This window comes from Caballeronia sp. SBC1 (assembly GCF_011493005.1).
Classification (GTDB): domain Bacteria; phylum Pseudomonadota; class Gammaproteobacteria; order Burkholderiales; family Burkholderiaceae; genus Caballeronia.
Genome location: NZ_CP049158.1, coordinates 1,198,153 through 1,222,972, shown reverse-complemented (window position 1 = coordinate 1,222,972; position 24,820 = coordinate 1,198,153). Strand labels below are relative to the sequence as shown.

General features: G+C 59.6%; 27 protein-coding genes. 20 read left to right on the top strand and 7 right to left on the bottom strand.

What is annotated here, in order from left to right:
* Window positions 1–136 precede the first annotated feature (136 nt).
* Window positions 137–877, top strand: coding sequence for a peptide-methionine (S)-S-oxide reductase MsrA (gene msrA, locus SBC1_RS32350; RefSeq protein WP_165104396.1), 741 nt, complete (start codon window positions 137–139; stop codon window positions 875–877).
* Between the two features lie 169 nt (window positions 878–1,046).
* Here the strand turns inward: msrA and SBC1_RS32345 are convergent, their stop codons facing one another.
* Window positions 1,047–1,298 carry a hypothetical protein gene (locus SBC1_RS32345; protein WP_165104395.1) on the bottom strand — a complete coding sequence of 84 codons (252 nt, stop codon included), beginning with the start codon at window positions 1,296–1,298 and terminating at the stop codon, window positions 1,047–1,049.
* A gap of 42 nt (window positions 1,299–1,340) precedes the next feature.
* The gene (locus SBC1_RS32340) at window positions 1,341–1,613 is read right to left on the bottom strand and encodes a hypothetical protein (protein ID WP_165104394.1); all 273 of its coding nucleotides are present in this window, start codon (window positions 1,611–1,613) and stop codon (window positions 1,341–1,343) included.
* Window positions 1,614–1,645: 32 nt separating this feature from the next.
* Between SBC1_RS32340 and SBC1_RS32335 the strand changes: the two genes are divergently transcribed.
* A complete protein-coding gene (locus SBC1_RS32335; RefSeq protein ID WP_165104393.1) occupies window positions 1,646–2,143 on the top strand; it encodes a DUF1643 domain-containing protein in 498 nt (165 codons plus the stop codon).
* Between the two features lie 63 nt (window positions 2,144–2,206).
* On the opposite strand, the gene SBC1_RS32330 is transcribed toward SBC1_RS32335, so the two are convergent.
* From SBC1_RS32330 to SBC1_RS32320, 3 genes are read right to left on the bottom strand one after another with little or no spacing between them, the layout of a single operon-like run.
* Complete coding sequence (locus SBC1_RS32330; RefSeq protein ID WP_206366128.1) at window positions 2,207–3,487, bottom strand: cytochrome c; 1,281 nt, start codon at window positions 3,485–3,487, stop codon at window positions 2,207–2,209.
* Window positions 3,488–3,498: 11 nt separating this feature from the next.
* Window positions 3,499–5,733: a xanthine dehydrogenase family protein molybdopterin-binding subunit gene (locus SBC1_RS32325; RefSeq protein WP_165104391.1), complete on the bottom strand. Its 2,235-nt coding sequence runs from the start codon at window positions 5,731–5,733 to the stop codon at window positions 3,499–3,501.
* Window position 5,734: 1 nt separating this feature from the next.
* Window positions 5,735–6,190, bottom strand: a complete 456-nt coding sequence (locus SBC1_RS32320; protein ID WP_165104390.1) for a (2Fe-2S)-binding protein — start codon at window positions 6,188–6,190, stop codon at window positions 5,735–5,737.
* A gap of 236 nt (window positions 6,191–6,426) precedes the next feature.
* Between SBC1_RS32320 and SBC1_RS32315 the strand changes: the two genes are divergently transcribed.
* The 9 genes from SBC1_RS32315 to SBC1_RS32275 all read left to right on the top strand — a co-directional run bounded on the left by SBC1_RS32315 (window position 6,427) and on the right by SBC1_RS32275 (window position 14,492).
* Window positions 6,427–6,924: a DUF305 domain-containing protein gene (locus SBC1_RS32315; protein ID WP_165104389.1), complete on the top strand. Its 498-nt coding sequence runs from the start codon at window positions 6,427–6,429 to the stop codon at window positions 6,922–6,924.
* On the top strand, window positions 6,921–8,405 hold the full coding sequence (locus SBC1_RS32310) for a YncE family protein (RefSeq protein ID WP_165104388.1): 1,485 nt from the start codon (window positions 6,921–6,923) through the stop codon (window positions 8,403–8,405). Before SBC1_RS32315 ends, SBC1_RS32310 begins: the two co-directional genes overlap by 4 nt.
* Before the next feature lie 202 nt (window positions 8,406–8,607).
* A complete protein-coding gene (locus tag SBC1_RS32305; RefSeq protein WP_165104387.1) occupies window positions 8,608–8,958 on the top strand; it encodes a DUF4148 domain-containing protein in 351 nt (116 codons plus the stop codon).
* A gap of 516 nt (window positions 8,959–9,474) precedes the next feature.
* Window positions 9,475–10,089: a c-type cytochrome gene (locus SBC1_RS32300; RefSeq protein ID WP_165104924.1), complete on the top strand. Its 615-nt coding sequence runs from the start codon at window positions 9,475–9,477 to the stop codon at window positions 10,087–10,089.
* A 35-nt stretch (window positions 10,090–10,124) separates the two neighbouring features.
* Window positions 10,125–11,339, top strand: coding sequence for a cytochrome c (locus SBC1_RS32295; RefSeq protein ID WP_165104923.1), 1,215 nt, complete (start codon window positions 10,125–10,127; stop codon window positions 11,337–11,339).
* A gap of 7 nt (window positions 11,340–11,346) precedes the next feature.
* Entirely contained in the window at window positions 11,347–11,505 is a 159-nt protein-coding gene (locus SBC1_RS32290) for a hypothetical protein (RefSeq protein WP_165104386.1), read from the top strand.
* Window positions 11,502–12,071, top strand: coding sequence for a cytochrome C oxidase subunit II (locus SBC1_RS32285; protein WP_062093121.1), 570 nt, complete (start codon window positions 11,502–11,504; stop codon window positions 12,069–12,071). The genes SBC1_RS32290 and SBC1_RS32285 overlap by 4 nt, the downstream gene beginning before the upstream one ends.
* A complete protein-coding gene (locus tag SBC1_RS32280) occupies window positions 12,061–13,689 on the top strand; it encodes a b(o/a)3-type cytochrome-c oxidase subunit 1 (RefSeq protein WP_165104385.1) in 1,629 nt (542 codons plus the stop codon). Before SBC1_RS32285 ends, SBC1_RS32280 begins: the two co-directional genes overlap by 11 nt.
* Entirely contained in the window at window positions 13,686–14,492 is an 807-nt protein-coding gene (locus tag SBC1_RS32275; RefSeq protein WP_165104384.1) for a cytochrome c, read from the top strand. The genes SBC1_RS32280 and SBC1_RS32275 overlap by 4 nt, the downstream gene beginning before the upstream one ends.
* 170 nt (window positions 14,493–14,662) lie before the next feature.
* On the opposite strand, the gene SBC1_RS32270 is transcribed toward SBC1_RS32275, so the two are convergent.
* Entirely contained in the window at window positions 14,663–15,859 is a 1,197-nt protein-coding gene (locus SBC1_RS32270; RefSeq protein WP_370469673.1) for a porin, read from the bottom strand.
* A 292-nt stretch (window positions 15,860–16,151) separates the two neighbouring features.
* Between SBC1_RS32270 and SBC1_RS32265 the strand changes: the two genes are divergently transcribed.
* Window positions 16,152–16,349, top strand: coding sequence for a hypothetical protein (locus SBC1_RS32265; protein WP_165104383.1), 198 nt, complete (start codon window positions 16,152–16,154; stop codon window positions 16,347–16,349).
* A 22-nt stretch (window positions 16,350–16,371) separates the two neighbouring features.
* Here SBC1_RS32265 and SBC1_RS32260 read toward each other — a convergent pair whose 3' ends face one another.
* The gene (locus SBC1_RS32260) at window positions 16,372–16,671 is read right to left on the bottom strand and encodes an SIS domain-containing protein (RefSeq protein WP_241202381.1); all 300 of its coding nucleotides are present in this window, start codon (window positions 16,669–16,671) and stop codon (window positions 16,372–16,374) included.
* A 475-nt stretch (window positions 16,672–17,146) separates the two neighbouring features.
* Between SBC1_RS32260 and SBC1_RS32255 the strand changes: the two genes are divergently transcribed.
* The 8 genes from SBC1_RS32255 to SBC1_RS32220 all read left to right on the top strand — a co-directional run bounded on the left by SBC1_RS32255 (window position 17,147) and on the right by SBC1_RS32220 (window position 24,713).
* Window positions 17,147–18,190 carry an LLM class flavin-dependent oxidoreductase gene (locus tag SBC1_RS32255; RefSeq protein ID WP_165104381.1) on the top strand — a complete coding sequence of 348 codons (1,044 nt, stop codon included), beginning with the start codon at window positions 17,147–17,149 and terminating at the stop codon, window positions 18,188–18,190.
* Window positions 18,191–18,205: 15 nt separating this feature from the next.
* The gene (locus tag SBC1_RS32250; RefSeq protein ID WP_165104380.1) at window positions 18,206–19,678 is read left to right on the top strand and encodes an aldehyde dehydrogenase; all 1,473 of its coding nucleotides are present in this window, start codon (window positions 18,206–18,208) and stop codon (window positions 19,676–19,678) included.
* A 22-nt stretch (window positions 19,679–19,700) separates the two neighbouring features.
* Complete coding sequence (locus SBC1_RS32245) at window positions 19,701–20,015, top strand: NIPSNAP family protein (protein ID WP_165104379.1); 315 nt, start codon at window positions 19,701–19,703, stop codon at window positions 20,013–20,015.
* Window positions 20,016–20,076: 61 nt separating this feature from the next.
* The gene (locus SBC1_RS32240) at window positions 20,077–21,114 is read left to right on the top strand and encodes an ABC transporter substrate-binding protein (RefSeq protein WP_165104378.1); all 1,038 of its coding nucleotides are present in this window, start codon (window positions 20,077–20,079) and stop codon (window positions 21,112–21,114) included.
* Between the two features lie 45 nt (window positions 21,115–21,159).
* Window positions 21,160–22,044 (top strand): ABC transporter permease, encoded by an 885-nt coding sequence (locus SBC1_RS32235; RefSeq protein ID WP_165104377.1) that lies wholly within the window; start codon window positions 21,160–21,162, stop codon window positions 22,042–22,044.
* Window position 22,045: 1 nt separating this feature from the next.
* Window positions 22,046–22,843 (top strand): ABC transporter permease, encoded by a 798-nt coding sequence (locus tag SBC1_RS32230; protein WP_165104376.1) that lies wholly within the window; start codon window positions 22,046–22,048, stop codon window positions 22,841–22,843.
* Window positions 22,840–23,922, top strand: a complete 1,083-nt coding sequence (locus SBC1_RS32225) for an ABC transporter ATP-binding protein (protein ID WP_165104375.1) — start codon at window positions 22,840–22,842, stop codon at window positions 23,920–23,922. The genes SBC1_RS32230 and SBC1_RS32225 overlap by 4 nt, the downstream gene beginning before the upstream one ends.
* Window positions 23,923–24,029: 107 nt before the next feature.
* Window positions 24,030–24,713: a GntR family transcriptional regulator gene (locus tag SBC1_RS32220; RefSeq protein WP_206366162.1), complete on the top strand. Its 684-nt coding sequence runs from the start codon at window positions 24,030–24,032 to the stop codon at window positions 24,711–24,713.
* Window positions 24,714–24,820: the final 107 nt, after the last annotated feature.

The following is a 24,820-nucleotide window of genomic DNA, read 5'->3' as shown; positions in this document are numbered from 1 at the left end:
ACATCTTTGTCATCAAGCTTCCAGACGTCTCCGGGCGGGCTAACATGACGCAAGAGGACCACGCTTAAGTGCCCGGCCGATGTTTGGCTGCCGGGCGCTAGTTAAAGCGCGTCGTCCTGAAACCCGGAGGCTCTCCATGATTTCCACGAAGCAAAATCCTGCCACGTTTCTGCGTTCGCGCGGCGCGGCGCTCTTGACGGCTGTCGGTCTGGGCATCGGCATCTTGTTCACATCCATGCATCCAGCGCATTCTTCCGAAGCAGCAGTCGCGATTGCCCCGCCCGCGCTCGACGAACCCGCGAATGGTGCGCACCAGGAAACCGCTGTGCTTGCGGGCGGTTGTTTCTGGGGCGTTCAAGGCGTATTCCAGCACGTAAAAGGCGTGACGAAAGTGGTGGCGGGCTACTCCGGCGGTCAGCCCCAGACCGCGCAATACGAGACCGTCAGCGGGGGCCAGACGGGTCACGCCGAGTCTGTGCAGATCACGTATGATCCGACGAAGATCACCTACGGCAAGTTGCTGCAGATCTATTTCTCGGTCGCTCACGACCCGACGGAATTAAACCGGCAAGGCCCGGATAGCGGCACGCAATATCGTTCGGCAATCTTTCCGGCCAACGACATGCAAAAACGCATCGCGCAAAGCTATATCGCGCAACTCGACAAGGCGCATGTTTTCTCCTCACCGATTGTGACGAAGACAGACCTGCTCAAGGGTTTTTATCCGGCTGAGTCTTATCACCAGAACTATTTGACGCTGCATCCGGATGAACCGTACATAGCGATCAACGACCTGCCGAAGGTCGAGAACCTGAAGCGTCTGTATCCGACGCTCTATCTCGACAAGCCGGTGCTGGTGAGTGTGGCATCGAAGTAGTAGAAAAGCGGCGGACGTGGAATCCGCCGCTCAAGACTTGCCGGGCACAGAGCAATTCTGTGCAATGCAGCACACGTAAGCTTGTATGCCGGCTGGCGTCTCAGTCTTCGCCTTGCGTAGCGGAGAGTTGAAGCCAGCACCAGCCGCTCACGCGTTTCGACTGTACTACTCAGCGGTTGTCAGTCAGCTTGTCGACGAGGTCGCGCCCCGCGTGATAGGCCGCATCCAGTGCCTTTGCTTCAGTCTCGAACACATTGCCGAGCTCATAAAACTGCGTGCGTTGACCGGCGTGACGCAGGTCAGCACCTGGCCGACATACGTAGCCGTTGTAGTGGTAGGGCGTATCTGGCGTGGGAGGTCCGTATGCGAGGATCGGCAGCACCCAGATCTCGAAGCCTTTGTAGTCTATTCTTTCCCACATTGAAACCTCCACCATCAGGAGCCCGCACCAAACAAATGGGAACTAGACCGCCCCGCCCAATACGCGCGCGACGAAGTGTCTGCCCCATGCCTCACCGTGCGCAACGGCGTCCGCCACCGTGACGTAGGGCCCGTGAGCGCCGGTCAATTCGCCGGAATCTTCCGCGTGTGTTGAACCTCGAACCGGTGTTTCATCGTGGCGAGTCACCATCACGCGGACGCTAAAACCATTAATCTTTTCTGCGTCAGCAGGGTCGGATTTCGGCACGACGTTTATAGTCAGAAGGTAGTCGCCCACTTCAACGTCTTGATGCATGGCCGTCTCCCTGCTTATCGAGGAATCTCATTATGAGCGCGATCATCAGTCCTTGCGGCACGTATCGCTACGTGCTGACGCGCGCGGGCGACACGCCACCAGGCAAACGCGGAAAGGTAATGTTTCTCATGCTGAATCCGAGCACGGCTGACGCCACGCTTGACGACCCGACTATCAGGCGCTGTCGTTGCTTTGCGTCTTCATGGAGATTCAACGCAATCACCGTCGTGAACCTGTACGCGTTGCGTTCGACCGACCCCGCGGCGCTGTGGCTGCATCATGACCCGGTTGGTCCGGACAACGACGATTACCTGTACGAGATGGCGGTGACGCACGGACGCGTCGTGTGTGGCTGGGGTGTGAACGCGAGAGACGACCGCGTGGCAGCGGTCATGAACCTGCTGCGCCATGCAGGCGCGCAACTCACCTGCCTTGGCACGACGAAAAATGGCGCACCGCGTCATCCGCTATATGTGCGCGGCGACCAGCCATTGATCGAGTGGTCATTGCCCGTTCCGGAGCCTGCATGAGCTTGCGTAAAGCGGCAGCGGACTTGAAAATCCGCCACCGCTTTCGCCAAGACCAATACAGACTTACTGCGATGCTTGCGTGCTCTTGCGCAGCTTCGCGACATCGGCTGCTGCAACGGCGGGTGCACCGTTGTTCCATCCAGTGCGAATGAACGTGAGCACGTCGGCGATCTGCTGATCGCTTAGCACCGGCGCATATTTCGGCATTGGATACGCCGCGGGAATGCCTTGTATCACCAGGTCGCGCGTGCCGTTGAGCGTGACGTTGATCAACGACGAGGCGTCCGTCTCCATCACGTTCGGATTGCCCGCCAGCGGCGCAAGCAGCGGTGCGAACGCGCGGCCATCCACACCGTGGCAATGCATGCAGTACGCGGTATACACCTTCGCGCCTGCGTCATTAGCCGGATGTTGAAGTAGTGCCGCGGTGGCCTTCGGATCGTAGGCATAGGCCGGCGCGTTCGTGCCGCCCGCCGCCGGCAACGACTTCAGATACGCCGACATGGCCGCGAGATCCTGATCGTTCATGCCCTGCGTGCTGTGGTTGATCACATCCGTCATGGACCCGAACGCCGACGCATGCGCATTCGCCCCAGTCTTCAGGAAGGTGGTCAAGTCCGCATCCGACCAGCGACCAAGTCCGACGTTCTGCTCACCTGTCAGGTTGGACGCAAACCAGCCGTCGAGCACACCGCCCGTGAGCCACGCGCTGCCGGTTTCATCGAGTGCCTTTTCCTGGAACGCAATGCCGCGAGGCGTGTGGCAAGCGCTGCAATGGCCCAGGCCCTGGATCAGGTAAGCACCGCGATTCCACGCAACGTCCTGGCCGTCCTTGTCGCGGTACACGGCTTTGTCGAGGAACACCATGTTCCAGAACTTGAGCGGCCAGCGCATGTTCAGCGGGAACGGGATATCCGATGGCCGGTTCGCCTGGTTCACCGGCGCAACGCCCTTCATGAAGTACGCGTAGAGCGCCGTCACGTCGTCGTCGCGAATCTTTGCATAGGACGTATAAGGCATGGCCGGATAGAGGTTGTGGCCGTCCTTCGCCACGCCCTGGCGCAACGCCTTTTCGAAGTCCTCCTCGCTCCATTTGCCAATGCCCGTATCCGGGTCGGGCGTGATGTTGGTCGTGTAGATCTTGCCCATGGGCGTGGTCATCGGCAGGCCGCCAGCAAACGGCTTGCCTTTGGGCGCGGAGTGACAGGCTACGCAATCGCCCACCTTCGCGAGATAGCCGCCACGGGCAACAAGCGGATCATCGGTCGCAGCAGCATGAGCCAGCAAAGGCGGGCTGAACGTGATGAACGTGAGCGCAAGCGAGGCAACAAGATGTTTGATCATTGTGTGTTCCCTCATGTGCTTTGCAGTTGACGGCCGACGGGCAACTGCCGCAAGCGCTTGCCGGTAGCGGCAAAGATCGCGTTGGTCAGCGCGGGCGCAAGGGCCGCAGTACCCGGTTCGCCAATGCCTCCGGGTGCCTCGCTACTCTTCACGATATGCACCTGGATAGGGGGCGTCTGATCAATCCGAAGCATCCGGTAATCCGTGAAGTTGGATTGTTCGACGCGGCCATCCTTGATCGTGATCTCGCTATAAAGCGCTGCCGTGATGCCGAAGATAATGCCGCCCTGGATTTGCGCCTCGATGGTGTTCGGATTGACCACCATGCCGCAATCCACCGCGCAGACCACGCGGTTCACGGCCACTTCGCCGTCGCCGTTCACGGTCACATCCACCACCATGCCGAAGAAGCTGCCGAACGCGTGCATCACCGATACCCCGCGTCCCTGGCCCTTGGGTGGCGTGTTGCCCCAGCCGGCTTCACGGGCGGCAACGTCGAGCACGTTCTGCGCGCGCGGTGTCTTGCCTAGCAGATCACGGCGATACTTCACCGGGTCGACCTTTGCTTGCGCGGCCAGTTCGTCCATGAAACTTTCGACCACGAAGGTGCCGCGAGTCGGACCTACGCCACGCCAGAACGCGGTGGGCACGTCCATGGGCTCCTGACGCACGTAATCGATGAACTGGTTCGGGAGGTCGTAGGGCAGGTCGGCGGCAACTTCCACCGCATCCGGATCCAGTCCATTCTTGAACGCGGGCGGAGCGAAACGCGCCATGATGGAAGAGCCCACAATGCGATGCTGCCACGCGACCGGGCGGCCGTTGGCATCGAGGCCGGCGGAGATGACATCGTAGTAATACGGGCGATACATGTCGTGCTGGATGTCCTCCTCGCGCGTCCATGTGACCTTCACGGGGGTGCCCACTTGCTTGCCGACTTTCAGCGCCTGAGCGATGAAATCGGTTTCCAGCCGCCGCCCGAAGCCGCCGCCGAGCAAATGGTTGTGCACGGTGATTTTGTCGGCGGAAAGGCCGGTGATCTTCACGGCCGTATCCACGGCGCGCGTGGGGACTTGCGTGCCCACCCAGATATCGCACCCGTCAGCGCGCACAGACACCGTGCAGTTCACCGGCTCCATGGTGGCGTGCGCGAGGAAGGGTTGTTGGTAGACCGAATCAACACGCGTCTTGGCGTCGTTGAAGCCCTTCTTGACGTCGCCATCCTTGCGCGCGACCGCTCCGTCGCGCTTCGATGCATCGGCGAGTTGCTGAACCACCTTGGCCGTGGAGAAGTCCGCGCCGCGGCCTTCATTCCATTTGATATCGAGCGCTGCCGCGCCGCGCTTGGCGGCCCACGTATGGTCGCCGATCACGGCCACGCCGTTGTCGAGCCGGATCACCTGGCGAACGCCGGGGATCTTCTTCGCGTTCGTGTCGTCGACGGAGGCAAGCGTACCGCCGAACACCGGGCTATTCACGATGGCAGCGTAGACCATGCCTGGCACGCGGACATCGAGTCCGAACATGGCCGTGCCGTCCACTTTTTCTGGTGAGTCGAGACGCTTGGCAGCGGTGCCAATCAGCTTGAAATCCTTCGGGTCTTTAAGCGGCACGTTCTGCGGCGCGGGCAGTTTTGCGGCAGCATCGACGAGCTGTCCGTAACCGATGCGGCGGTTGCTCGCCGCATGCACGACTTCGCCTTTCTCTGCATGGCACGACGCCGGGTCGACCTGCCATTGTTGCGCTGCCGCGGAAATGAGCATCACGCGTGCGGTTGCACCGGCTTTTCGCATGGGCTCCCATGCATAGCGGATCGAAGTCGAGCCGCCGGTCAACTGGCCGCCGAGCAGCGGGTCCATGAAGAGCTTTTCGTTAGGCGGTGCGTGATCGATCACCACGCTATCCAGCGGCACTTCCAGTTCTTCCGCGATCAGCATGGGGATGGACGTATAGATTCCCTGGCCCATCTCGACCTTGGGTATCACCAGCGTCACCTTGCCCGTTGTGTCGATCTGCACAAACGCATTGGGCTCGAATACACCGCTTTGCGGCGCTTCGTTGCCGTCGCCGCCGATCACCGACTTGGCCGTAGGCGCTTCGCCCTGGCTCGCCGCGGGCAGGCTGAAACCCAGCATCAAGCCGCCGCCCACCGCTGCGCCGACCGATATCCCCAACTTTAAAAATGTGCGCCGATTCAGGCCGTCGGGTGCGCGGCGGTTCTGCGCATCGAGTAATCCTTGCGACATGTCACGCCCCCTTGGCGGCGTGCTTGACCGCGGCACGGATACGGTTGTATGTACCGCAGCGGCAGATGTTGCCCGCCATGGCAGCGTCGATATCGGCGTCCGAGGGGTTCGGGTTCGAGGCGATCAGTGAAGCCGCTGACATCACCTGACCCGACTGACAGTACCCGCACTGCACAACATCGAGCGCGACCCATGCGTCCTGCACTTTCTTGCCTGCGGGCGTGGTGCTGACGGCTTCGATGGTCGTCACTTTGCGCTCTCCAACCGCCGCGATCGGCAGCACACAGGAGCGCACGGCCTGACCATCGAGGTGCACGGTACACGCGCCGCATTGTGCGATACCGCAACCGAATTTGGTCCCGGTGAGGCCGACCAGATCGCGCAGCACCCAGAGAAGCGGCATGTCAGGTGGGGCGTCGACCGTGTGAGATTCGCCGTTGATGGAAAGGGTCGTCATCTACAACTCCAGTTGTCGTGGGGGATTTTTTATCGTTCTTCTTAATCGGAATCCTTATACAAGATTACGAAGATTCGTGCAGAGTCGCTTGCAGGGCCCTCGCTGTACTTGGCCGGTGGCGTCTTGCCGATGGCGTCTTTTCCCGGCGGAGAAAAAAGTCGTGGAATAAAGGGTTGAGGAAAGGGGTTAGCGCTGGCATTGATATCCGTCACGCCAGTTCTTTGAGGTGAATCGCCATGTCTTCCAATTTCATTACGGTTCTGCGTGCCCGCTGCTTGGCTGCCGCTGCGGTCTCCGTTGCTGCCGTTGCGCTAGGTTCAGCCGGTTCTCCGGCCTATGCTGCAGACGCGGCGAACGGAGCCCCGGAAACGCCGTTCCTTGCTGAAAACGACCAGGCGATGACGCGCATGATGGACGGTATGTCCATCAAGCCGAGCGGTGACGTCGATCGGGATTTCACCGCGATGATGATTCCGCATCATCAAGGGGCAATCGATATGGCGCAGGCCGAACTACGCTATGGACATAACGAGCAATTACGTCGGATAGCTCAGGAAATCATCGTTGAACAGCAGCAGGAAATCATCGCCATGCGCCTCGCGATCGGTCAACCGTTGCCTCCCTCGGCACCGGCTCCGGATCAAGGCCAGGCACCGGCAAACGCAGCATCCGTCCAACCCAAGTCCAGCACAACAATGCCCATGCCAATGCGCATGGACCAGGAGATGAAATGAAACGAGCCACTCTGTTTTCCGCCGCGATGACGGTATTCGCGGCTGCTGCGTTCGGAGCTATCCCGCAGCTTGCGTGCGCGGGGCAAGTCCCCGATTCTGCATCCGCACCTGACGTGGCGATCAGCCACCACGACCGCGTCTATGCGGCCGAACAGTTCTCGAACACGGTCTCTGTCACGGACCCTGTCGACAATAAACTTGTGGGTGTGATTCGTCTTGGCGATCCGTCGCCGGGCAATTTCAGCCCTTTGTACAAGGGGCAGGTGCTCGTGCACGGCATGGGATTCTCGCCCGATCATCGCACGATCGCCGTGGTCTCGATCGGCTCGAATTCGGTTTCATTCATCGACACGCAGACCAACGCCGTCAAGCATGTGACTTATGTTGGGCGAGCACCCCACGAAGCATTTTTTACACCGGACGGCAATGAGGTCTGGGTGACGGTGCGGGGAGAAAACTATGTGTCGGTGCTGGATGGCAACACGTTTGAGGAGAAGACCCGCATCATCACTCCCGCGGGGCCGGGCATGCAGATCTTTTCGCCCGACGGCAAGTACGGGTACGTGTGTTCGTCGTTCAATCCTGAAGTGGACGTGATCTCCGTGGCCGATCACAAGCTGGTCGGCAAGGTCACTCAGGCGAGCCCGTTCTGCCCGAACATTGCGGCTACGCCGGACGGCAAGCAGGTCTGGTTCACGCTGAAAGATACGGGCAAGACGCAGGTCTTCGACGCTCGTCCGCCGTTCGCCACGCTAAAGATTATCGATACAGGTCCGATCACGAACCACGTGAACATCGTGCATAACGTCAATGGCACTTTTGCTTATGTAACGGTCGGTGGCCTGAATCAGGTGAAGGTGTTTCGTACCGACGACTTCTCGCAGGTCGCTACCATCCCCGTCGGCAAGCTGCCGCATGGAATCTGGCCGTCGGGCGATGGCAGCCGCGTATATGTTGGCCTGGAAAATGCCGACGGAATGACGGCTATTGATACCTTGACGAACAAGGTCATTGCTACCGTGCCTATCGGGCAGGCGCCGCAAGCGGTTGTCTATGTGCCGAACGCGGTGCCTGAAGGCGATGGTACGCAGAACACGCAACCGCTTGGGCTGGCGGGCGAGAGCGCACATCTCAGCATGGTGCCGGTGGGGGCAGGTCAAGCGACGGACGTGGCGCCTACCAGCGTTGCGCTGTTCGATCAGGGCTTGCTGCAAGTGCTGCAAGCATCGGCGACCGGCTTGCAGCCTAAATCGCCCTACGTGTTAGGTCTTTCCGATAACGCCGATGGCAGCGGCAACGTGGAAGCGCTCGCGTTGTTCATGACTAACCCGGCGGGCTCGGCGATCGTCAACGCAATTGGACAGATCCGTCAGGTGGTCGTGCCGGGCACCAGTCATGCCGCCGACAAACGGCGCTATCTGGTGATTGCGCCGCAAGTGTCGGGCAAGCCCGGAACGCCAGTGCAGGTGCAGGCACTCTAAGCGTTCTCGCTTCACCAGGAGCAAATTTATGCGGCCGCCGGAGTCAATGCTTCGGCGGCTTTTTCTTGGTGCAGGTCTGTTCGTCTGAAGGGATGGTGTCTCGTGCAATTATGCCCGTATTTATTTTCGACGCGTCAGGAATAAACCCGGCGAGAAATGGGTTAGCCCTTGTACCAACCCGTTAAACACATTGGAGTCGAAAATGAAGACACTTGCCTTGCTTACGTTGTCCGCCGCCGTCCTCGTTTCATCAAGCGCTTTCGCACAAGGACTGACCCGTTCCGAAGTCCGCCAGCAACTGGTGGAAGCGCAACAAAATGGTTCGGAGTACGTGTCGAATGCTTCGTACCCGGATATCAGCCCTGTGTTTCAAAATCAGGCCGAGAAGCAGGCCGGGAAGCAAGCCGAGACCCAGAGCAAAAACGCGAGCGCGTATGGCGGTGTGGCCGCCGGCTCGAACGCCAGTGCGCCACGCGCCAGGATGAGTGGTACGCAAAGTCCTGAAACCTGCGTGGGTCCTGTCAGCTTCTGCAATATCTATGCAGGGTCGTGAACGGGGTGGAGAAGGCCGTTGGCTGTCATGTGACTGCCTTCAGCGTGTAGAGCATGGCGCAGAACGGTTCATCGTCTGCGCCATGCTCGTTTGTATGTGTGCCAGTCAATGCAGGGGGGGCGCGCTTGTCCATTAGCCAACCATCTGCGCGCTAGCAAAATGCTTAAAGAAAAAACCAAAGCCCGAGAAATAATGCCAATTCTTTGACATAGATCATTGAACGTTAAAGCGCATTATTTCGACATGTTGAATCATCTCAATAATGATTAATAATACGCGAAATCGTGTGAATCTTAGCGCTCGGCAAATTGGCTTAAGTGCTTTAAGCTTAAGGACCAGAGCAGTCGCGTGGTTATAAAAAATTAGCTGTAGCGAAATACTGCAGACACAAAAACCCGATCGAGGGATACAACGGTGGGCATACGCAGCGTCGTCATAACACTAGTGCTGCTCGCAAGTTCAAGCCTGCAAGCATTCGCCGCTGGCGAGACGCCGGCCGAGAAGGCGCCTGACACCATGCAGGCGCGCGTGCTTGGTTGCGCGGCGTGCCATGGCGCGCAGGGTGAAGGCACGAGCAACGACTATTACCCGCGGCTCTCAGGCAAGCCCGCTGGTTATCTTTACAACCAATTGCTCGCCTTTAGAGACGGTCGTCGCAAGTACCCGCCAATGAATTATTTACTGGCGTATCTCCCTGACCCGTATTTGATGAAAATTGCGGAGTACTTCGCCGCCGAGCATCCGCCATTCCCCACGCCCGCGCCAGCGACTGCGGATACCGCGACGCTTGCGCTAGGCAAGACCCTGGTAAATAGCGGTGCCGCGTCACGCAAGATTCCCGCATGCGTTGCATGTCACGGTGCGGCGCTGACCGGCATGGAGCCGGCCATTCCTGGCTTGCTGGGCCTGCACTCCGACTACATCAGCGCCCAGTTGGGCGCCTGGCGTTACGGCACGCGCACCACGCTCGCTCCTGATTGCATGCATGACATCGCCACGAAACTAGCCGACCGGGACATCACGGCTATTGCGGCGTACCTGGCTTCGTTGCCCGCGCCGGAGAATCCGGCACCCGTGGCGGCAGGGTCGCTCAAGATGCCGCTCGCTTGCGGCACTGTTCCTAATCAATAGGCGAGGAAATAGACGTGTTCAGTTTCCGTGCCCTAATGCTTTTTTGCGCTTGCGTCGTGACGTTGAATGCACGAGCCGCCGATCCCGCAGTGATTGCTCGTGGAGAATATCTCGCTCGCGCCGGCGATTGCATTGCGTGCCACACGGTGCCCGCCGGCAAGCTATTCGGCGGCGGCCGCGCAATGGAAACACCGTTCGGCACGCTCTATACGCCGAACATTTCATCGGATAAAGAGACCGGTATAGGCAAGTGGACCTCGGCTGAGTTCTACACCATGATGCATACGGGCAAGTCGCGCGACGGCGAGCTGCTGTATCCAGCCATGCCGTTCGCCTCCTATACCAAGGTCACGCGTGACGACTCCGACGCTATCTACGCGTACTTGCTGTCCACGCCGCCCATTCATCAGCCTAATCGCGCGCATGAATTGCGGTTCCCGTTTAACCAGCGCTCATTGCTGTATGGGTGGCGCATGTTGTACATGAAGCCCGGCGAATACCAGCCTGACACCACGCAATCGGTGGAATGGAATCGCGGCGCTTATCTGGTTGAAGGGCTTGGCCATTGCACGATGTGCCATACCGCGATCAATGCGCTAGGCGGAAATTCGCCCTCCAAGCGTTTCGAAGGAGGCTTGATCCCGGTGCAGAATTGGTATGCGCCTTCGCTGACATCGAATAAGGAAGCGGGGCTCGGTGACTGGAGCATTGAGGACATATCGGACCTGTTGCAGTCGGGCGTGTCGAATCGTGGAGCAGTCTATGGACCCATGGCCGAGGTCGTGTACGACAGCTTCCAGTACCTGACGGACGCAGACATTCGCGCCGTGGCGGTCTATCTTAAGACGTTGCCTGCACGTGCCGGCGAAAAGCCTGCGCCTGCAACCGCCGCGGTTGTCGAACAACAGACCAACCTTTCGCCGCTGGGGAAAAAGATCTACGACGCTCAATGCGCGCTGTGCCATGCGTCGCAAGGGCAGGGCAAGCTGCCGCATTTCCCGCCTCTGGCGAACAACCAGTCGATCCAGATGACGTCGGCGGTGAATCCGATTCGCATGGTGCTGAACGGCGGATATGCGCCGGGCACGAAGAAGAACCCGATGCCCTATGGCATGCCGCCGTTCGCTCAGTCGCTCTCCGACGTCGAGGTCGCGGCGGTCGTTACGTATATCCGCACGGCGTGGGGCAATCACGGCACGCCCGTCAGCGTCAAGGAAGTCAACACGTTGCGCTCAGCCCCACTTTATTGAGGACGTCATGACCGATTCCGAGAAAGAAGATGTCGCCGTCGATGAGATCGTGCGAGACGGTCCGCACGGCGCCATTGCGCTTGCTGGCGCGGCAACGGCCATTGTCATTGGCTTGTGGTTTGCGTTCTATTTCCTGGTCTTCTTACCCCGCGGCGTTATCCAATGAGCACTGAACACCCGTCGCATGCGTCTGCCGACATTGCCGCGCGCATAGAGCGCAAGTGGGCGCTTCTTGTCGTCATTATTCTCTGCGTGCTGGTCGCCATGACGATCTTCACCGGCTTGCATTGGGCCATGATGCCGCCGTCCAGAGTGGAGACCGTGCGGCCTGAAACCCTTAACGTAAGCGGTGAATTCATTGAAAGCAACCTGGGCAGCGCGGTTGAAGCGGATGGTTCGGTTACCGTACGGATCGTCGCGCAGCAGTACTCGTTCACGCCGCAATGCCTGCTGATTCCAACTGATACGCCCATCACCTTTCGCGCGACCAGCGCGGATGTCGTGCATGGATTCCTGATTACGAACACGAATATCAATTCGATGCTCGAGCCCGGTTATATCTCCACTTTCAAGAGCACGTTCACGCAGCCCGGCGAGCATCTGATGCCTTGCCACGAGTTCTGCGGCACCGGGCATCAGGGGATGTGGGCGCACGTCAAGGTGATCGACAAAACGGCTTTCCTCAAGATGGCAAACGCTAACGGTTCGCGGAGACTTAGTTGTGTTAAATAGCAAGCGACTCGTTCTCGCGCATTTCTGGCTTGGTTTCATCAGCTTTGGCGGCGCGTTGCTGCTCGGCGCGTGGCAAATGTGGGTGCGCAGTCCGCTGCATCCGTGGCTGAAGAATCCGGAACTCTACTATCGCTCGGTGACGGCGCATGGCTCGGCCATGGCCTACGTGTTTCCCACGCTGATCGCAATGGGCTTTGGTTACGCGGTCACCGAACTGGCGCTGAAGAAACCGTTGATCGGAGCGCGCTGGGCATGGGCCGGATTCATCCTCGTGGCCGTGGGGACGGTCACCGCGATGGTCCCCGTTGCCATGGGTCTCGCCTCGGTCCTCTACACCTTCTATCCACCGATGATCGCCAATGCGTTCTTCTATATTGGCATCGTTTTGGTGGTGGTCGGTTCGTGGATCTGGGTCGCGCTGATGTCGATCAACCTCGCCGTGTGGAAACGCGAGCATAAGGGTGTGCCAGTACCTCTGGCCATGTTCGCTACCCTGGCTGGGGCTTATCTATGGGGCTGGACAGCGGTGGGTGCGGCTATCGAGATCCTGTTCCAGATCCTGCCTGTGGCGCTTGGCTTCAAGACGACGATCGACGCCGGCCTTGCCCGCGTGTTCTTCTCGTGGTCCCTTCACGCGATCGTCTACTTCTGGCTGATGCCCGCTTATATAGCGTATTACACGATCCTGCCGCGCGCGATTGGCGGCCGTCTGTACAGCGATTCGATGGCGCGCATCTCGTTCATCCTGTTTCTGGTGGTTTCCATGCCGATCGGCATCCACCATCTGTTCGCCGATCCGCAAGTTGGTTCGGGTTTCAAGTTCATGCATTCGGTGTTCACGGCGCTGGTTGCAGTGCCGACCATGCTGACGGTGTTCACGATCTGCGCATCGGTTGAAATAGCGGCCCGCTTGCGCGGCGGCCGGGGCACCTTTGGCTGGATCAAGGCGTTGCCGTGGGATAATCCGTTAATGCTTGCGCTCGCGTTTTCGTTTGTGATGCTCGGCTTTGGCGGGGCGGGCGGCATCATCAACATGAGCTACCAGCTCGACTCGGCTGTTCACAACACGCAGTGGATCACCGGTCACTTCCATCTGATCTTTGGCGGGGCTATCGTCATCATGTATTTCGCGATTGCCTATGATCTCTGGCCGCATCTTACCGGTCGCGCGATGACGCAATTGAAGCTGATGCGCCAGCAGTTGTGGCTGTGGTTCATCGGCATGATCGTGCTGACATTCCCATGGCATTTCGCCGGCATTCTTGGCATGCCGCGGCGCATGGCTTTCTTCGATTACACCGACCCGGAGATTGCTGCACAGGCGTTATCGGTGATTATTTCGACTATTGGCGGCTTGATCCTGGTCGTCTCGGCAGTGATGTTTTTCATCGTGTTGATTTGCAACCATCGTGGACCGCGGAGTGTGGTTGCAGAGTACACGTTCAGCAAGGCGGTGCATGAATCGAAGACCATTCCGGTCGCATTGAACAGCTTTGGCCTGTGGCTTGCGCTGATGATCGGGCTGACGCTCTTCAACTACGGTTATCCGGTCGCTTCGTTGTTATTCCGCTCTGATACGTCCATCCCCGCGATTCAGATTGGAGGGCCGCAGCGATGAGCGAAGAACGCCTGTTCTCGTTACGAAACCGGTGGTTCACGGTCACGGTTGGCGGCATGCTCGCGCTGGTCGTGTTCTCGGCGGCTGTTGGTTTCATATGGTTGCCCTCGGCACAAAGCGACCAGCCCTTCCAGGGCGTCTGGAATGCGATCTGCAGTGCAGCGGGTGTACCGCAGCAATGGCTGCGCGCTTCGTCGGCTACGCCTGTGCCGCTGGTGCAAACGAGCACGGTGGCTATGACGCCGCAACTGCTGGCGGAGTCGAGTAGCACGTCGATCGGCCGTGGCGCGACCTTGTCCATGCGTTGCACCATGTGTCATGGCGTGCGTGGCATGAGCGATGCCAACTCGCCGAATCTCGCGGGACAATATTCTTCTGTGATCTATAAGCAGCTACTCGACTTTCAGTCCGGCGCGCGCCGCAATGCGGTGATGTCGCCGATGGTCTCGAACCTGAGCGACCAGGACATGCGTGATCTTTCTGCTTATTACGCGTATTTGCCGAGACCGGTGGCGTTGCGGTCCGATGCAGCGCCGGCCATGCCCGTGCCGGAAATCGTGTCCGGCGGAGCGCCGATGCGAAACATTGCCTCCTGTGCGTCGTGCCATGGCGGTATCGATCATAAGGCGGGTAGCCCGTGGCTCGAGGGGATGCCTGCTGCATACACCCGGGCGCAATTGCAGGCGTTCGCGAACGACACGCGTCATAACGATATCAACGAGCAGATGCGCAATGTTGCGCGGAATATGACGCCGGACGAAATTGACGCGGCGGCGGCTTATTATGCTGGGGCGCAACCCTGAGAATTGGTTTTTCGCTCGCGCCGGTGGATGGGGTTTGGGGTTTTGGCGGGCCAGACAACGGCGGTGTGAGGCTGAAAAAAACGGCCTTCTCTACCCGGAAAATCCGGAGAGAGAAGGCCGCGTGCTTCAAGAAACGCTTAGGAGTGCAACCCAAAGCGTCAGGCCACCATTTAGAACTTGTGGGTTATACCAACAATGGCTGCCAACTGGTGGTTGTTAGAGGAGTAGGTCGATCCGCTGAAGTCAGCAACCGCTTGCTTGCCCGTCGAATCCACGCCCGAAGCGGTCTCGAAGAAGCCCGTCGCGTACAGCGACGTACGCTTGGACAACGAGTAGATGGTGCCCAGGTTGAACTGGTTGTACTTGGCGCTGCCAACGCCATCGGCGCCGCTGTTATGCGTGTAGATGTAGGCGCCGGCCACGGTAAGAGCCGGGGTCAGCGCGTACTTCACGTTCAGTTCGCCCGAATTGAACGTAGCGGTGCCGCCGTTGTACTTGGTGCCGTAGCTGCCAATTGCATTGACCTGACCGAGGTTCTGGAACTGCGTGTTGGAGTACAGCAGGGCGATCGTTGCCGATCCGAGCACGTACGAACCGCCGGCCGTGATGATCTGCTGCGAGCCCGCCGACGCGTAGCCGCCGTAAATACGGCTTGCCATGTTGTTGGTCCCACCCGCAGCCGAAGTCGGCGTCGACGAGTTGCCCTGGTTGCCGAACGTCGCGTAGTACGGGTCCTTGGTGAAGTCGTAGCTCGCACCAAGCTTGATCGGGCCATTTACGTACGACACGGCTGCGTCGGTGACTGCGTTCCTCGAGAACTGGCCGGCCTGACCGCCGAGGCTGTACAGGATGCCGACGGTCACGCCACGGTAGTTGGGGCTCGTGTACTTGATGGCGTTCTGGATGCGGTTCGACGTATCCACGTTATCGACGTCACCTGCGCGCGTGCCGTAGCCAAGGCCGGATGCAGCCCAGTCGGCGCCCGATGCGAACGAGGAGGTGGCGTCGTTGCTTGCCGAGTACTGGCGGCCCAGTGTCACCGTACCGTACGTGGCGCTCGACAGGCCGACGAAGGCCTTGCGGCCGAACTCCAGGCCGCCTTGGCCCAGCGCGCCGGTGCCGAGGGTATAACCGTTTTCAAGGGTGAAGATTGCCTTGAGGCCGCCGCCCAGGTCTTCAGCACCCTGCAAACCCCAGCGTGACGAGTTGGCGCTCGACAGACCGTAGAGTTTGCTGCCCTTGACGTTGTTGTTGAACAGGAACCCGGCGTCGGCAATGCCGTACAAGGTCACGCTGCTTTGTGCGTGTGCGGCGCCGGCAAATGCTCCGATAGCAAGAATGGCAGCCGTGGTCTTTTGAATTTTCATTTTGTCGTGTTTCAGATTGTAAAAGAGGAGATATCCTATTTGACAGGATCGGAAAGTCACACTGATGTTTGATTGTTTGGTTATTCCGTTGCTTTCTAAAGCAACATGCTAAATATTCATATAGCCGAAATAATTGGCATACCAAACAGTCTGACTAACAGCCGATCCAATCACAAGCAGGAGAATCGCCCTGTATCCACCGAGGTGTAAGGATTTCGAAGGTTACTGAACGTCCGGCTCGACGAACCTTAGAGTGGTCCGGTTTCATTTTTATGAAAAGATATTTACCTTCATGAGCACAGCAGATATTCGATCCGAGCACGTATTATTTGAACAACAATTTATCAAAAAGCTGGTAATTCCGGGGAAATTCAGGCTTGTCTGCCGAGGCAGCTTCTTAAGCCCGGGGCAGGCGCCCTATGCGAAGGCCGGAGCGGCCTTCCTGATTCGACAAAGCAGCGATGGGCCGCTATCAAATGACACCGATTGAGCGCAGTCGGCCAGGCGTTTTTTTATGTCCAGCACGACGAGCGTATGAGCGTCGCCTTTGCGCAGCGCAACGTGGTTGTCGTATAGACATCTGTATTTTCCAGCGTCTTCGCGATCACCGCGGCGTCCGAGAAACTCGCGAGCGGGCCGTTCGAACCGGTAATCACTATGACGCTTGCGCCGCATTCGCGGGTGGTCCGCGCGACCTCGATCAGCGAGCAGGTAGAGCTGGTGTTCGAGATGGCCACGACCGCATCGCCGGAATTGAGCATGGAGGCCGCAATGAATTGCTGGTGCGAATCCTGACGCGCGACGCACGGCACGCCGAAGAGCGGAAACTTCTGCCTTGCCCCGTTCCGCAAGCCGGTTGATCAGCGTATGGATTCCACCTTGGCGGCCACGTCGACACCACGCGTGGGTTCATCGAGATGATCAGGCCGCCGTCCGCATGAAGCCATTTGGCGAGCACGACTTTTCGCCAAGCCAGCGGTTCGCTATCCCTCAGCTTATTAAGCCGCTGCGCCTCTCGCGCATGCTTGTGCGGCAGCCGCTTCGCCCTTCGCGATTCATTCCACGACGGGCTCACCCATGCTCTCCGAGCCCTTCTCCGCCTCCTCAAATTCATCCGCATGCACATCTAATATTATGGAATACCATAATATGGAAGTGCTTGATTTGCGGCATCTGATGGAATACCGTAATACCAGCCGCAACGTTCAAGCGGTCGACACGAAGCGGGACGCTTAAGTTCATCGCGCCCGCAGCAAGACGGACTGTTTTCCTGCACATAGGTCGATCATGAAATTCTCGCTGTTTCTCCATATGGAGCGTTACGACGCGCAGACGTCGCATCGGCAACTCTTCGACGAACTCACCGAGCTCGTCCAGATCGCAGAAAAGGGCGGCTTCGAAACCGCGTGGGTCGGCGAACACCACGCGATGGAATTCACGATCGCGCCGAACCCCTTCATCAACCTTTCGTACCTCGCTGCGCGCACGGAACGCATTCGTCTCGGCACCGGCACGGTGATCGCACCGTTCTGGCATCCGATCCGCCTCGCGGGCGAAGCCGGCATGGTCGATGTCGCGAGCAACGGGCGTCTCGACCTCGGCATTGCGCGCGGCGCGTATTCCTTCGAATATGAACGCTTGCTGCCGGGCCTCGACGCGTTCGGCGCCGGCGCACGGATGCGTGAACTCGTCCCGGCATTGCGGAACCTGTTCAAAGGCGACTACGCGCACCAGGGCGAATTCTGGTCGTGGCCTTCGACCACGCCGGTGCCGCGCCCGATCCAGCAGCCCAATCCGCCGATGTGGCTCGCGGCGCGCGATCCCAATTCGCACGAGTTCGCAGTGAGGAACGGGTGTCATGTGCAGGTCACGTCGCTAGCAGCAGGTGACACTGAAGTGGTGAACCTGATGGACCGTTTCAACGCGGCCTGCAAGGCGAACCCTGATGTGCCACGTCCCCAGATCATGATGCTGATGCACACCTTCGTGGGTGCGGACGCCGCTGAAGTCGATGCAGCCGTGGCAGACCTGAGCCGCTTCTATTGCTATTTCAGCAAGTGGTTCAAGAACGAGCGGCCGGTTGAGCAGGGCTTCATTGAACCGCTGACGGAAGCGGACATAGCTTCGTTCCCGCAATACACCCCGGAGCAGATTCGCAAGAACCTGGTGATTGGCCAGGCCGCTGATGTCATCGGCCGGTTGAAACACTATGAGGAACTGGGCTTCGATCAATACAGCTTCTGGCTCGACAGCAACATGAGCTTCGAGCGCAAGCGCCGTTCGCTTGAACTGTTTATTTCCGACGTGATGCCCGCGTTCGACGCCCGCTAATCCGGAGCAGATGACATGTTGAAGTCGTTCCAGCATTACATCGACGGCGAATTCAGCGACGCCTCGCAAACCTTCGATAGTATCAATCCGGCGACCGGCGAGGTTTGGGCGACCATGCCCGCAGCCAGTGCGGCGGACGTCGACCGTGCGGTCAGAGCGGCCGACCGCGCGCTGTTCTCGCCCGAGTGGGCCAACCTGAACGCAAGCCAGCGCGGCAAGCTGCTGTACCGGCTCGCGGATCTTGTTGCGGCCAACGCGCAGGAACTGGCTGAACTGGAGACGGCCGACACCGGCAAGATCATCCGCGAGACGCGCAGCCAGATTGGTTATGTGGCCGAGTATTACCGCTATTACGCGGGGGTCGCGGACAAGATCCAGGGGGCGTATCTGCCGGTCGACAAGCCGGACATGGAAGTGTTTCTTCGACGCGAGCCAGTGGGTGTCGTAGCCGGAATCGTGCCGTGGAACTCGCAACTGTTTTTGTCGGCGGTGAAGATCGGACCCGCGCTTGCTGCGGGTTGCACGATCGTCATCAAGGCATCGGAAGAGGGTCCTGCGCCGTTGCTCGCGTTTGCGCGCCTGATTCACGAGGCTGGCTTTCCAGCGGGCGTGGTGAACATCCTGACGGGTTTTGGGGCCGATTGCGGTCACGCGCTGACTACCCATCCGCTCGTCGCGAAAATCGCGTTCACCGGTGGTCCCGAGACGGCGCGTCATATCGTGCGGAACTCGGCTGAGAACCTCGCGGCGACGTCGCTGGAACTGGGCGGTAAATCGCCGGTACTGGTCTTCGACGATGCCGATGTGGAAAGCGTCAGCAACGCGGTGATTGCCGGGATTTTTGCAGCGACCGGTCAGAGTTGCGTAGCGGGTTCACGGTTGCTCGTGCAGCGTGGCATTCGCGATCGGCTGCTGACGAAGCTGGTCGAGAAAGCGCGGGCAATCAAGATAGGTGATCCGCAGAATGTGGATACGGAAATGGGCCCGCTGGCGACGGTCAAACAACGTGACCACATTGAATCGGTGCTGGCGGCAAGCCTCGCCGCTGGTGCGAAACTGCTGACCGGCGGCCATCGTCCCGAAGGCATGGACAAAGGGTTTTTCTTCGAACCGACCATTGTCGAATGCGCCACGTCGGATGTACCGAGTGTCGCGCAAGAACTGTTCGGTCCTGTGCTTAGCGTGATGAGTTTCGATACTGAAGAGCAAGCCATTGCGCTCGCAAACGACACGCGCTACGGGCTCGCTTCAGGGGTGTTCACGCGTGACCTGACGCGTGCCCACCGGCTGACGCGCAGGCTGCGCGCCGGCATCGTCTGGGTGAATACCTATCGCGCCGTCTCGCCAATTGTGCCCTTCGGCGGTTATCAGTTGAGTGGTCTCGGACGCGAAGGCGGACTCGATGCCGTACTCGACTACACCCGCACCAAATCCGTATGGATCAGGACATCGGACGAGCCGATTGCCGATCCCTTCGTCATGCGTTGAAGACAGACACGAACGAGCCGCCATGTACTACGAAATCCGCACTTACAAGATCCGCACCGGCGCGGTCCCGGCCTACCTGAAACTGGTCGAGGAAGAAGGCATCGCGTTGCAGAAGGAGCATCTCGGAGAACTCGTGGGTTACTTCTTCTCCGAGATCGGGCCGCTCAATCAGATCGTCCACATGTGGGCTTATATCAGCCTCGATGACCGCGAAGCGCGTCGTCAGCGGCTGGCGGAAGATCCTGCGTGGCAAGCGTTCGCACCGAAGATCCAGGCGCTGCTGGAAACCATGGAAAGCAAGATCATGAAGCCCGCTGCATTTTCACCGCTCAAATAAAACCAGCCGTCCAAGCTTAGTCCTCTCGAGGTCAGCCGTTTCCTTTCTAGGAGCAGTCGTCATGCAGCAACCGTTAAATTTGCACGCCCTGGTGCGCGCATTGATCGTTACCGCTGTTGTTTCGGTCACCGCGCCCGTGTTCGCAGCCGCCGCGCCGATCGTCTTCGCCAGTTGGGGCGGCACGACACAATCGGCTCAACAGAAGGATTGGGCGGCCCCCTTCACCCAGGCATCGGGAATCCAGGTGCTGATGGACGGGCCGACCGATTACGGCAAGCTCAAGGCCATGGTCGACAGCGGTAACGTGCAGTGGGACGTGGTCGACGTGGAGGGCGACTTTGCGTACGCCGCATTGCGCGACGGATTGGTCGAGCCGATCGATTACTCGGTGGTGAACAAGAGCCAGCTCGACCCGCGCTTCATGTCGCCGGGTGCGGTCGGCAGTTTCTATTATTCGTTCGTGCTCGGGTACAACAAGGCTTCGTTCAAGAACGGCGGTCCCGCTAACTACGCCGATCTCTTCGACACCAAGCGTTTCCCCGGCAAACGTACGTTCTACAAATGGTCCGCACCGGGTGTGCTGGAAGTCGCGCTGCTTGCCGACGGCGTCGCGCCCGACAAGCTGTATCCGCTTGATCTCGATCGCGCGTTCAAGAAGCTCGACACCATCAAGAGCCAGATTGTCTGGTGGAGCGGCGGCGCGCAGTCGCAGCAGTTGATGGCATCGGGTGAGGCGCCGCTCGGCGTCTTCTGGAACGGCCGCCTGCATGCATTGCAGCAAACCGGCGTGGACGTGGGCGTGTCGTGGAACCAGAACCTGACTGCTGCCGACATGCTCGTCGTGCCGAAGGGCGCAAAGCACAAGGCCGAGGCAATGAAGTTCCTCGCTACTGCGACCAGTGCGCAGGCGCAAGCGAATTTCGCCGCTGAAACTGGCTACGCGCCGGTCAACCTGAAGTCGGCCGCGCTGCTGCCCGCAGAGGTAGCGAAGACGCAGCCGGACCAGTACAAGGCGACGCAGATCAACCTCGACATGAAGTACTGGGCGGATCACCGCGATGAAATCGCCAAGCGCTGGTATGCTTGGCAGTCCAAATAAAGTCTAAGAAAAGAAATGGCTGCCGATCATCTTGAAGGAGTTGTCATGTCGAACGCAGTGAGCACTGTCGCGGAGCCTCGGGTGTCTTGGCCGAAGGTGAGCGCCGGTTTCAGGAGGACGCGGCTGGTGCTGCCGGCCCTGCTGTTGCTGATCGTGTTCTTCCTGTTACCTGTTCTCTCGCTGCTTCTGCGCAGCGTGCTGGACCCGTCGCCCGGCCTGCAGAACTATGCGCAGTTGTTCGGCTCGACGACTTACCTTCGGGTCTTCGGCAACACCTTCTTCGTGGCGTCGGTGGTGACGGCGGTGACGCTCGTGATTGGCTTTCCGACCGCGTGGCTGCTTGCCATTGCACCGCGCTGGGTCAGTAAGCTCGTGTTCGCAATCTTGTTGCTCTCAATGTGGACCAACCTGCTCGCACGCACCTTCGCCTGGATGGTCCTGCTGCAGCAAACAGGTCCGATCAACCGCCTGCTGATGTGGCTCGGCGTGATTCATGAGCCGCTGACGCTGGTCAACAACCTGACTGGTGTGACGATCGGCATGACCTACATCATGTTGCCATTTCTCGTGATGCCGCTGCACGCCACCCTGCGCGCCATCGATCCCACCACGCTGCGTGCGGCTGCTATCTGCGGCGCGAGCCGCTGGCAGGCATTCTGGCGCGTGCTGGTGCCCCTCGCCATGCCGGGCATTGCCAGCGGCGCGTTGATGGTGTTCGTGATGGCGCTGGGGTACTTCGTGACGCCTGCGCTGCTCGGCGGTCCTGAGTACATGATGCTCGCTGAATTGATCGCGCAACTCGTGCAGCAATTGCTGAACTGGGGGCTCGCGGGCGCCGCCGCCTTCGTGCTGCTGCTCGTCACGCTGTCGCTCTATGCAGTGCAACTGCGCTTTTCCGGCCGCGCGCCGGACGCTTCGGGAGCCCACTGACATGTTGCTCGATTTCGATCGTCTCGGACCAATGCGCTGGGCGCTCCTGGGTGTTGGCGCGGCCGTGTCGCTGTTCCTGTTGCTGCCGGTACTGTTCATTGTCGCGTTGTCGTTCGGCGATTCGCAGTGGCTGCTGTTCCCGCCGCCCGGCTGGACCTTGCGCTGGTATGCAATGCTGTTTTCCGATCCGGGCTGGTTCGACTCGCTGATCACGAGCGTCGAACTGGGCGTGGTCGTGATGGTGTTGTCGGTCGTGCTGGGCCTCTTTGCTTCACTTGCGTTGACGCGCGGCACGTTCCGGGGCCGTGCGCTCCTGAAAGCGTTTTTCCTCACGCCGATGGTATTGCCCGTGGTCGTGCTCGCTGTTGCGTTGTACGCCTTTTTCTTGCGCATCGGTTTGACCGGAACGCTGGTTGGATTCGTGATCGGTCACCTGATCATTGCGTTGCCGTTTTCGATCATCGCCATCAGCAATTCGCTGGAGAGTTTCGATACCTCGCTCGAAGACGCTGCGCTGATCTGCGGCGCGAGTCCGTTTGAAGTGAAGTGGCGCGTCACGCTGCCCGCCATTCGTCTCGGCCTGTTCGCCGCCGCCATCTTCTCGTTCCTCGCGTCCTGGGACGAAGTCGTGGTGTCGATCTTCATGGCGAGCCCGACGTTGCAAACGCTGCCCGTGCGTATCTGGAGCACGTTGCGGCAGGACCTGACGCCTGTGATTGCCGCTGCGTCGTCATTGCTGGTTGGCCTGACTGTCATCCTGATGTTGCTGGGGCTTGTCCTTAAGAGAGGTAAATCGTGAGCGCACCGTTTTTGCAGATTCAACGGCTTCGTAAAACCTACGACCACGTGGTCGCTATCGACCATGTCTCGCTCGATATCAAGAAGGGCGAGTTCATGACCTTCCTCGGGCCGTCGGGCTCGGGCAAGAGCACGACGTTGTACATTGTCGCGGGCTTTCAGTCGCCCACAGAAGGACGCGTGCTGCTCGACGGCAAGTCGCTACTGTCGGTGGCGCCTAACAAGCGCAACATCGGCATGGTGTTTCAGCGCTACACGCTGTTCCCGCACCTCACGGTCGGGGAGAACGTCGCGTTTCCGTTACGCGTGCGGCGTCTGCCCGATGCCCAGGTGAAGTCGAAGGTCGAGCAGATGCTCAAGCTCGTGCACCTCGGCGATTGCCGCGACCGCATGCCAGACCAGTTGTCCGGCGGGATGCAGCAGCGTGTCGCGATTGCCCGGGCACTCGCCTACGATCCGCCGGTCCTCCTGATGGACGAACCGCTTTCCGCGCTCGATAAAAAGCTGCGAGAGGAATTGCAGACGGAACTCCGCCGCATCCACCAGCAGACCGGCGTGACAATCCTCTATGTGACCCACGACCAGGAAGAGGCGCTGCGCCTGTCCGACCGAATCGCGGTGTTCAACAAAGGGCGCATCGAGCAGGTTGGCAGCGGCGAGGAGCTTTATGCGAAGCCGGCATCGCGCTTCGTCGCAAGTTTCATCGGTAACTCGAATTTCCTGCCGGTTACGCTGGCCGGCAGCAATGGCTCGTCGCGGGCGGTGTTTCCGAACGGCAAGCCGGTATGGGTCGGCGGGTTCGATCACGCCTTGAACGACGGCGACAACGGCGCGCTGATGCTTCGGCCTGAGCAGATCAGCATTCGCGCGCAGCCGTCGGAGAGTGTGGACGGCGGCCTGCAGGTGGTCGTTCGCGATGTCACCTATCTTGGCGACACGATGCACTACGCGGTCGCCACGCCTTGGGAACAGGAGATCGCGGTGCGGACATCCATCCGTTCTCGCGAGCCGAGCCTGGCGATCGGTGCGCGCGCCTGGCTCGAATGGGAGAACGATAGCGCCCGGGTATTCGCCGCCTGATCAGGGCAGCCCTTTGAAGCCAAAGGGAATCCAGTACGCGTGTGCAATACTATGGGATTCCAAAAACCAGGGATTCCGGATATCAGACCGGAGACGAGAAAACCATGATCGATCAAATGCGTGTCGACCGAAGTGCACCTACCTTGCGTGAGCTGACGCTGGAGAAATTGCGTGACGCAATTTCTCAGGGTATCTATCACCCCGGCGACCGCCTGATCGAGCGCACGCTGTGCGATCAACTGGGTGTCAGCCGGACCGTGGTGCGCGAAGTGCTGCGTCACCTCGAAACTGAGGGCCTGGTCGAAACCGTCGCGCATTCCGGGCCGATTGTGGCACGGCTCGATCCCGAGCAGGTTCAGGAGATCTACGAAATCCGCGCGTTGCTCGAGTCCGAGGCGGCGCGCGCGTGTGCCGAGCATGCGACCCCCGCGCTGGTGAAACAGCTACGCGAAATTCGCAAGGAGATTGAAGACGCCTTCGACCAGTCGGACTTCAAGCGCGTGCTGACCTACACGGAGCGTTTTTATGAAGTCATGTTCACCGGCGGCCACAAGCTGATGATGCATTCGGTAGTCAAGTCGCTGAACGCGCGAATCAATCAGTTGCGATCCGTGACCATTGCGTCGCCGGGAAGAGGCGCGGACTCGAATCGCGAGATGAACAAATTGCTGTCCGCTATTGCCAAGAAAGACGGCGATGCTGCCGCTGCGGCATCGCTTGAGCATGTGCGGCGCACGGCCGGCATTGTGATGGTCATGCTTGCCGAGAGGGCTGCTGAAGCCAGCGTGTGATTGCTGCACGACATCGTCTGCCAGGCTATGAAGGCCGTCGACGTCGACGGCTTTTTTTTCGTCCTCAGCTTTCCCGGCGTGCTCTCGTAAACCCCTCAATCGTTGAA

What these genes read in the sequence shown, in the direction of transcription:
- SBC1_RS32270 (WP_370469673.1), bottom strand. Translation starts at nt 15,859, where the DNA reads ATGAAAATTCAAAAGACCACGGCTGCCATTCTTGCTATCGGAGCATTT.
- msrA (WP_165104396.1), top strand. Translation starts at nt 137, where the DNA reads ATGATTTCCACGAAGCAAAATCCTGCCACGTTTCTGCGTTCGCGCGGC.
- SBC1_RS32290 (WP_165104386.1), top strand. Translation starts at nt 11,347, where the DNA reads ATGACCGATTCCGAGAAAGAAGATGTCGCCGTCGATGAGATCGTGCGA.
- SBC1_RS32345 (WP_165104395.1), bottom strand. Translation starts at nt 1,298, where the DNA reads ATGTGGGAAAGAATAGACTACAAAGGCTTCGAGATCTGGGTGCTGCCG.
- SBC1_RS32300 (WP_165104924.1), top strand. Translation starts at nt 9,475, where the DNA reads ATGCAGGCGCGCGTGCTTGGTTGCGCGGCGTGCCATGGCGCGCAGGGT.
- SBC1_RS32340 (WP_165104394.1), bottom strand. Translation starts at nt 1,613, where the DNA reads ATGCATCAAGACGTTGAAGTGGGCGACTACCTTCTGACTATAAACGTC.
- SBC1_RS32320 (WP_165104390.1), bottom strand. Translation starts at nt 6,190, where the DNA reads ATGACGACCCTTTCCATCAACGGCGAATCTCACACGGTCGACGCCCCA.
- SBC1_RS32295 (WP_165104923.1), top strand. Translation starts at nt 10,125, where the DNA reads ATGCTTTTTTGCGCTTGCGTCGTGACGTTGAATGCACGAGCCGCCGAT.
- SBC1_RS32315 (WP_165104389.1), top strand. Translation starts at nt 6,427, where the DNA reads ATGTCTTCCAATTTCATTACGGTTCTGCGTGCCCGCTGCTTGGCTGCC.
- SBC1_RS32335 (WP_165104393.1), top strand. Translation starts at nt 1,646, where the DNA reads ATGAGCGCGATCATCAGTCCTTGCGGCACGTATCGCTACGTGCTGACG.
- SBC1_RS32250 (WP_165104380.1), top strand. Translation starts at nt 18,206, where the DNA reads ATGTTGAAGTCGTTCCAGCATTACATCGACGGCGAATTCAGCGACGCC.
- SBC1_RS32265 (WP_165104383.1), top strand. Translation starts at nt 16,152, where the DNA reads ATGAGCACAGCAGATATTCGATCCGAGCACGTATTATTTGAACAACAA.
- SBC1_RS32235 (WP_165104377.1), top strand. Translation starts at nt 21,160, where the DNA reads ATGTCGAACGCAGTGAGCACTGTCGCGGAGCCTCGGGTGTCTTGGCCG.
- SBC1_RS32230 (WP_165104376.1), top strand. Translation starts at nt 22,046, where the DNA reads ATGTTGCTCGATTTCGATCGTCTCGGACCAATGCGCTGGGCGCTCCTG.
- SBC1_RS32310 (WP_165104388.1), top strand. Translation starts at nt 6,921, where the DNA reads ATGAAACGAGCCACTCTGTTTTCCGCCGCGATGACGGTATTCGCGGCT.
- SBC1_RS32305 (WP_165104387.1), top strand. Translation starts at nt 8,608, where the DNA reads ATGAAGACACTTGCCTTGCTTACGTTGTCCGCCGCCGTCCTCGTTTCA.
- SBC1_RS32275 (WP_165104384.1), top strand. Translation starts at nt 13,686, where the DNA reads ATGAGCGAAGAACGCCTGTTCTCGTTACGAAACCGGTGGTTCACGGTC.
- SBC1_RS32330 (WP_206366128.1), bottom strand. Translation starts at nt 3,487, where the DNA reads ATGATCAAACATCTTGTTGCCTCGCTTGCGCTCACGTTCATCACGTTC.
- SBC1_RS32245 (WP_165104379.1), top strand. Translation starts at nt 19,701, where the DNA reads ATGTACTACGAAATCCGCACTTACAAGATCCGCACCGGCGCGGTCCCG.
- SBC1_RS32325 (WP_165104391.1), bottom strand. Translation starts at nt 5,733, where the DNA reads ATGTCGCAAGGATTACTCGATGCGCAGAACCGCCGCGCACCCGACGGC.
- SBC1_RS32255 (WP_165104381.1), top strand. Translation starts at nt 17,147, where the DNA reads ATGAAATTCTCGCTGTTTCTCCATATGGAGCGTTACGACGCGCAGACG.
- SBC1_RS32285 (WP_062093121.1), top strand. Translation starts at nt 11,502, where the DNA reads ATGAGCACTGAACACCCGTCGCATGCGTCTGCCGACATTGCCGCGCGC.
- SBC1_RS32240 (WP_165104378.1), top strand. Translation starts at nt 20,077, where the DNA reads ATGCAGCAACCGTTAAATTTGCACGCCCTGGTGCGCGCATTGATCGTT.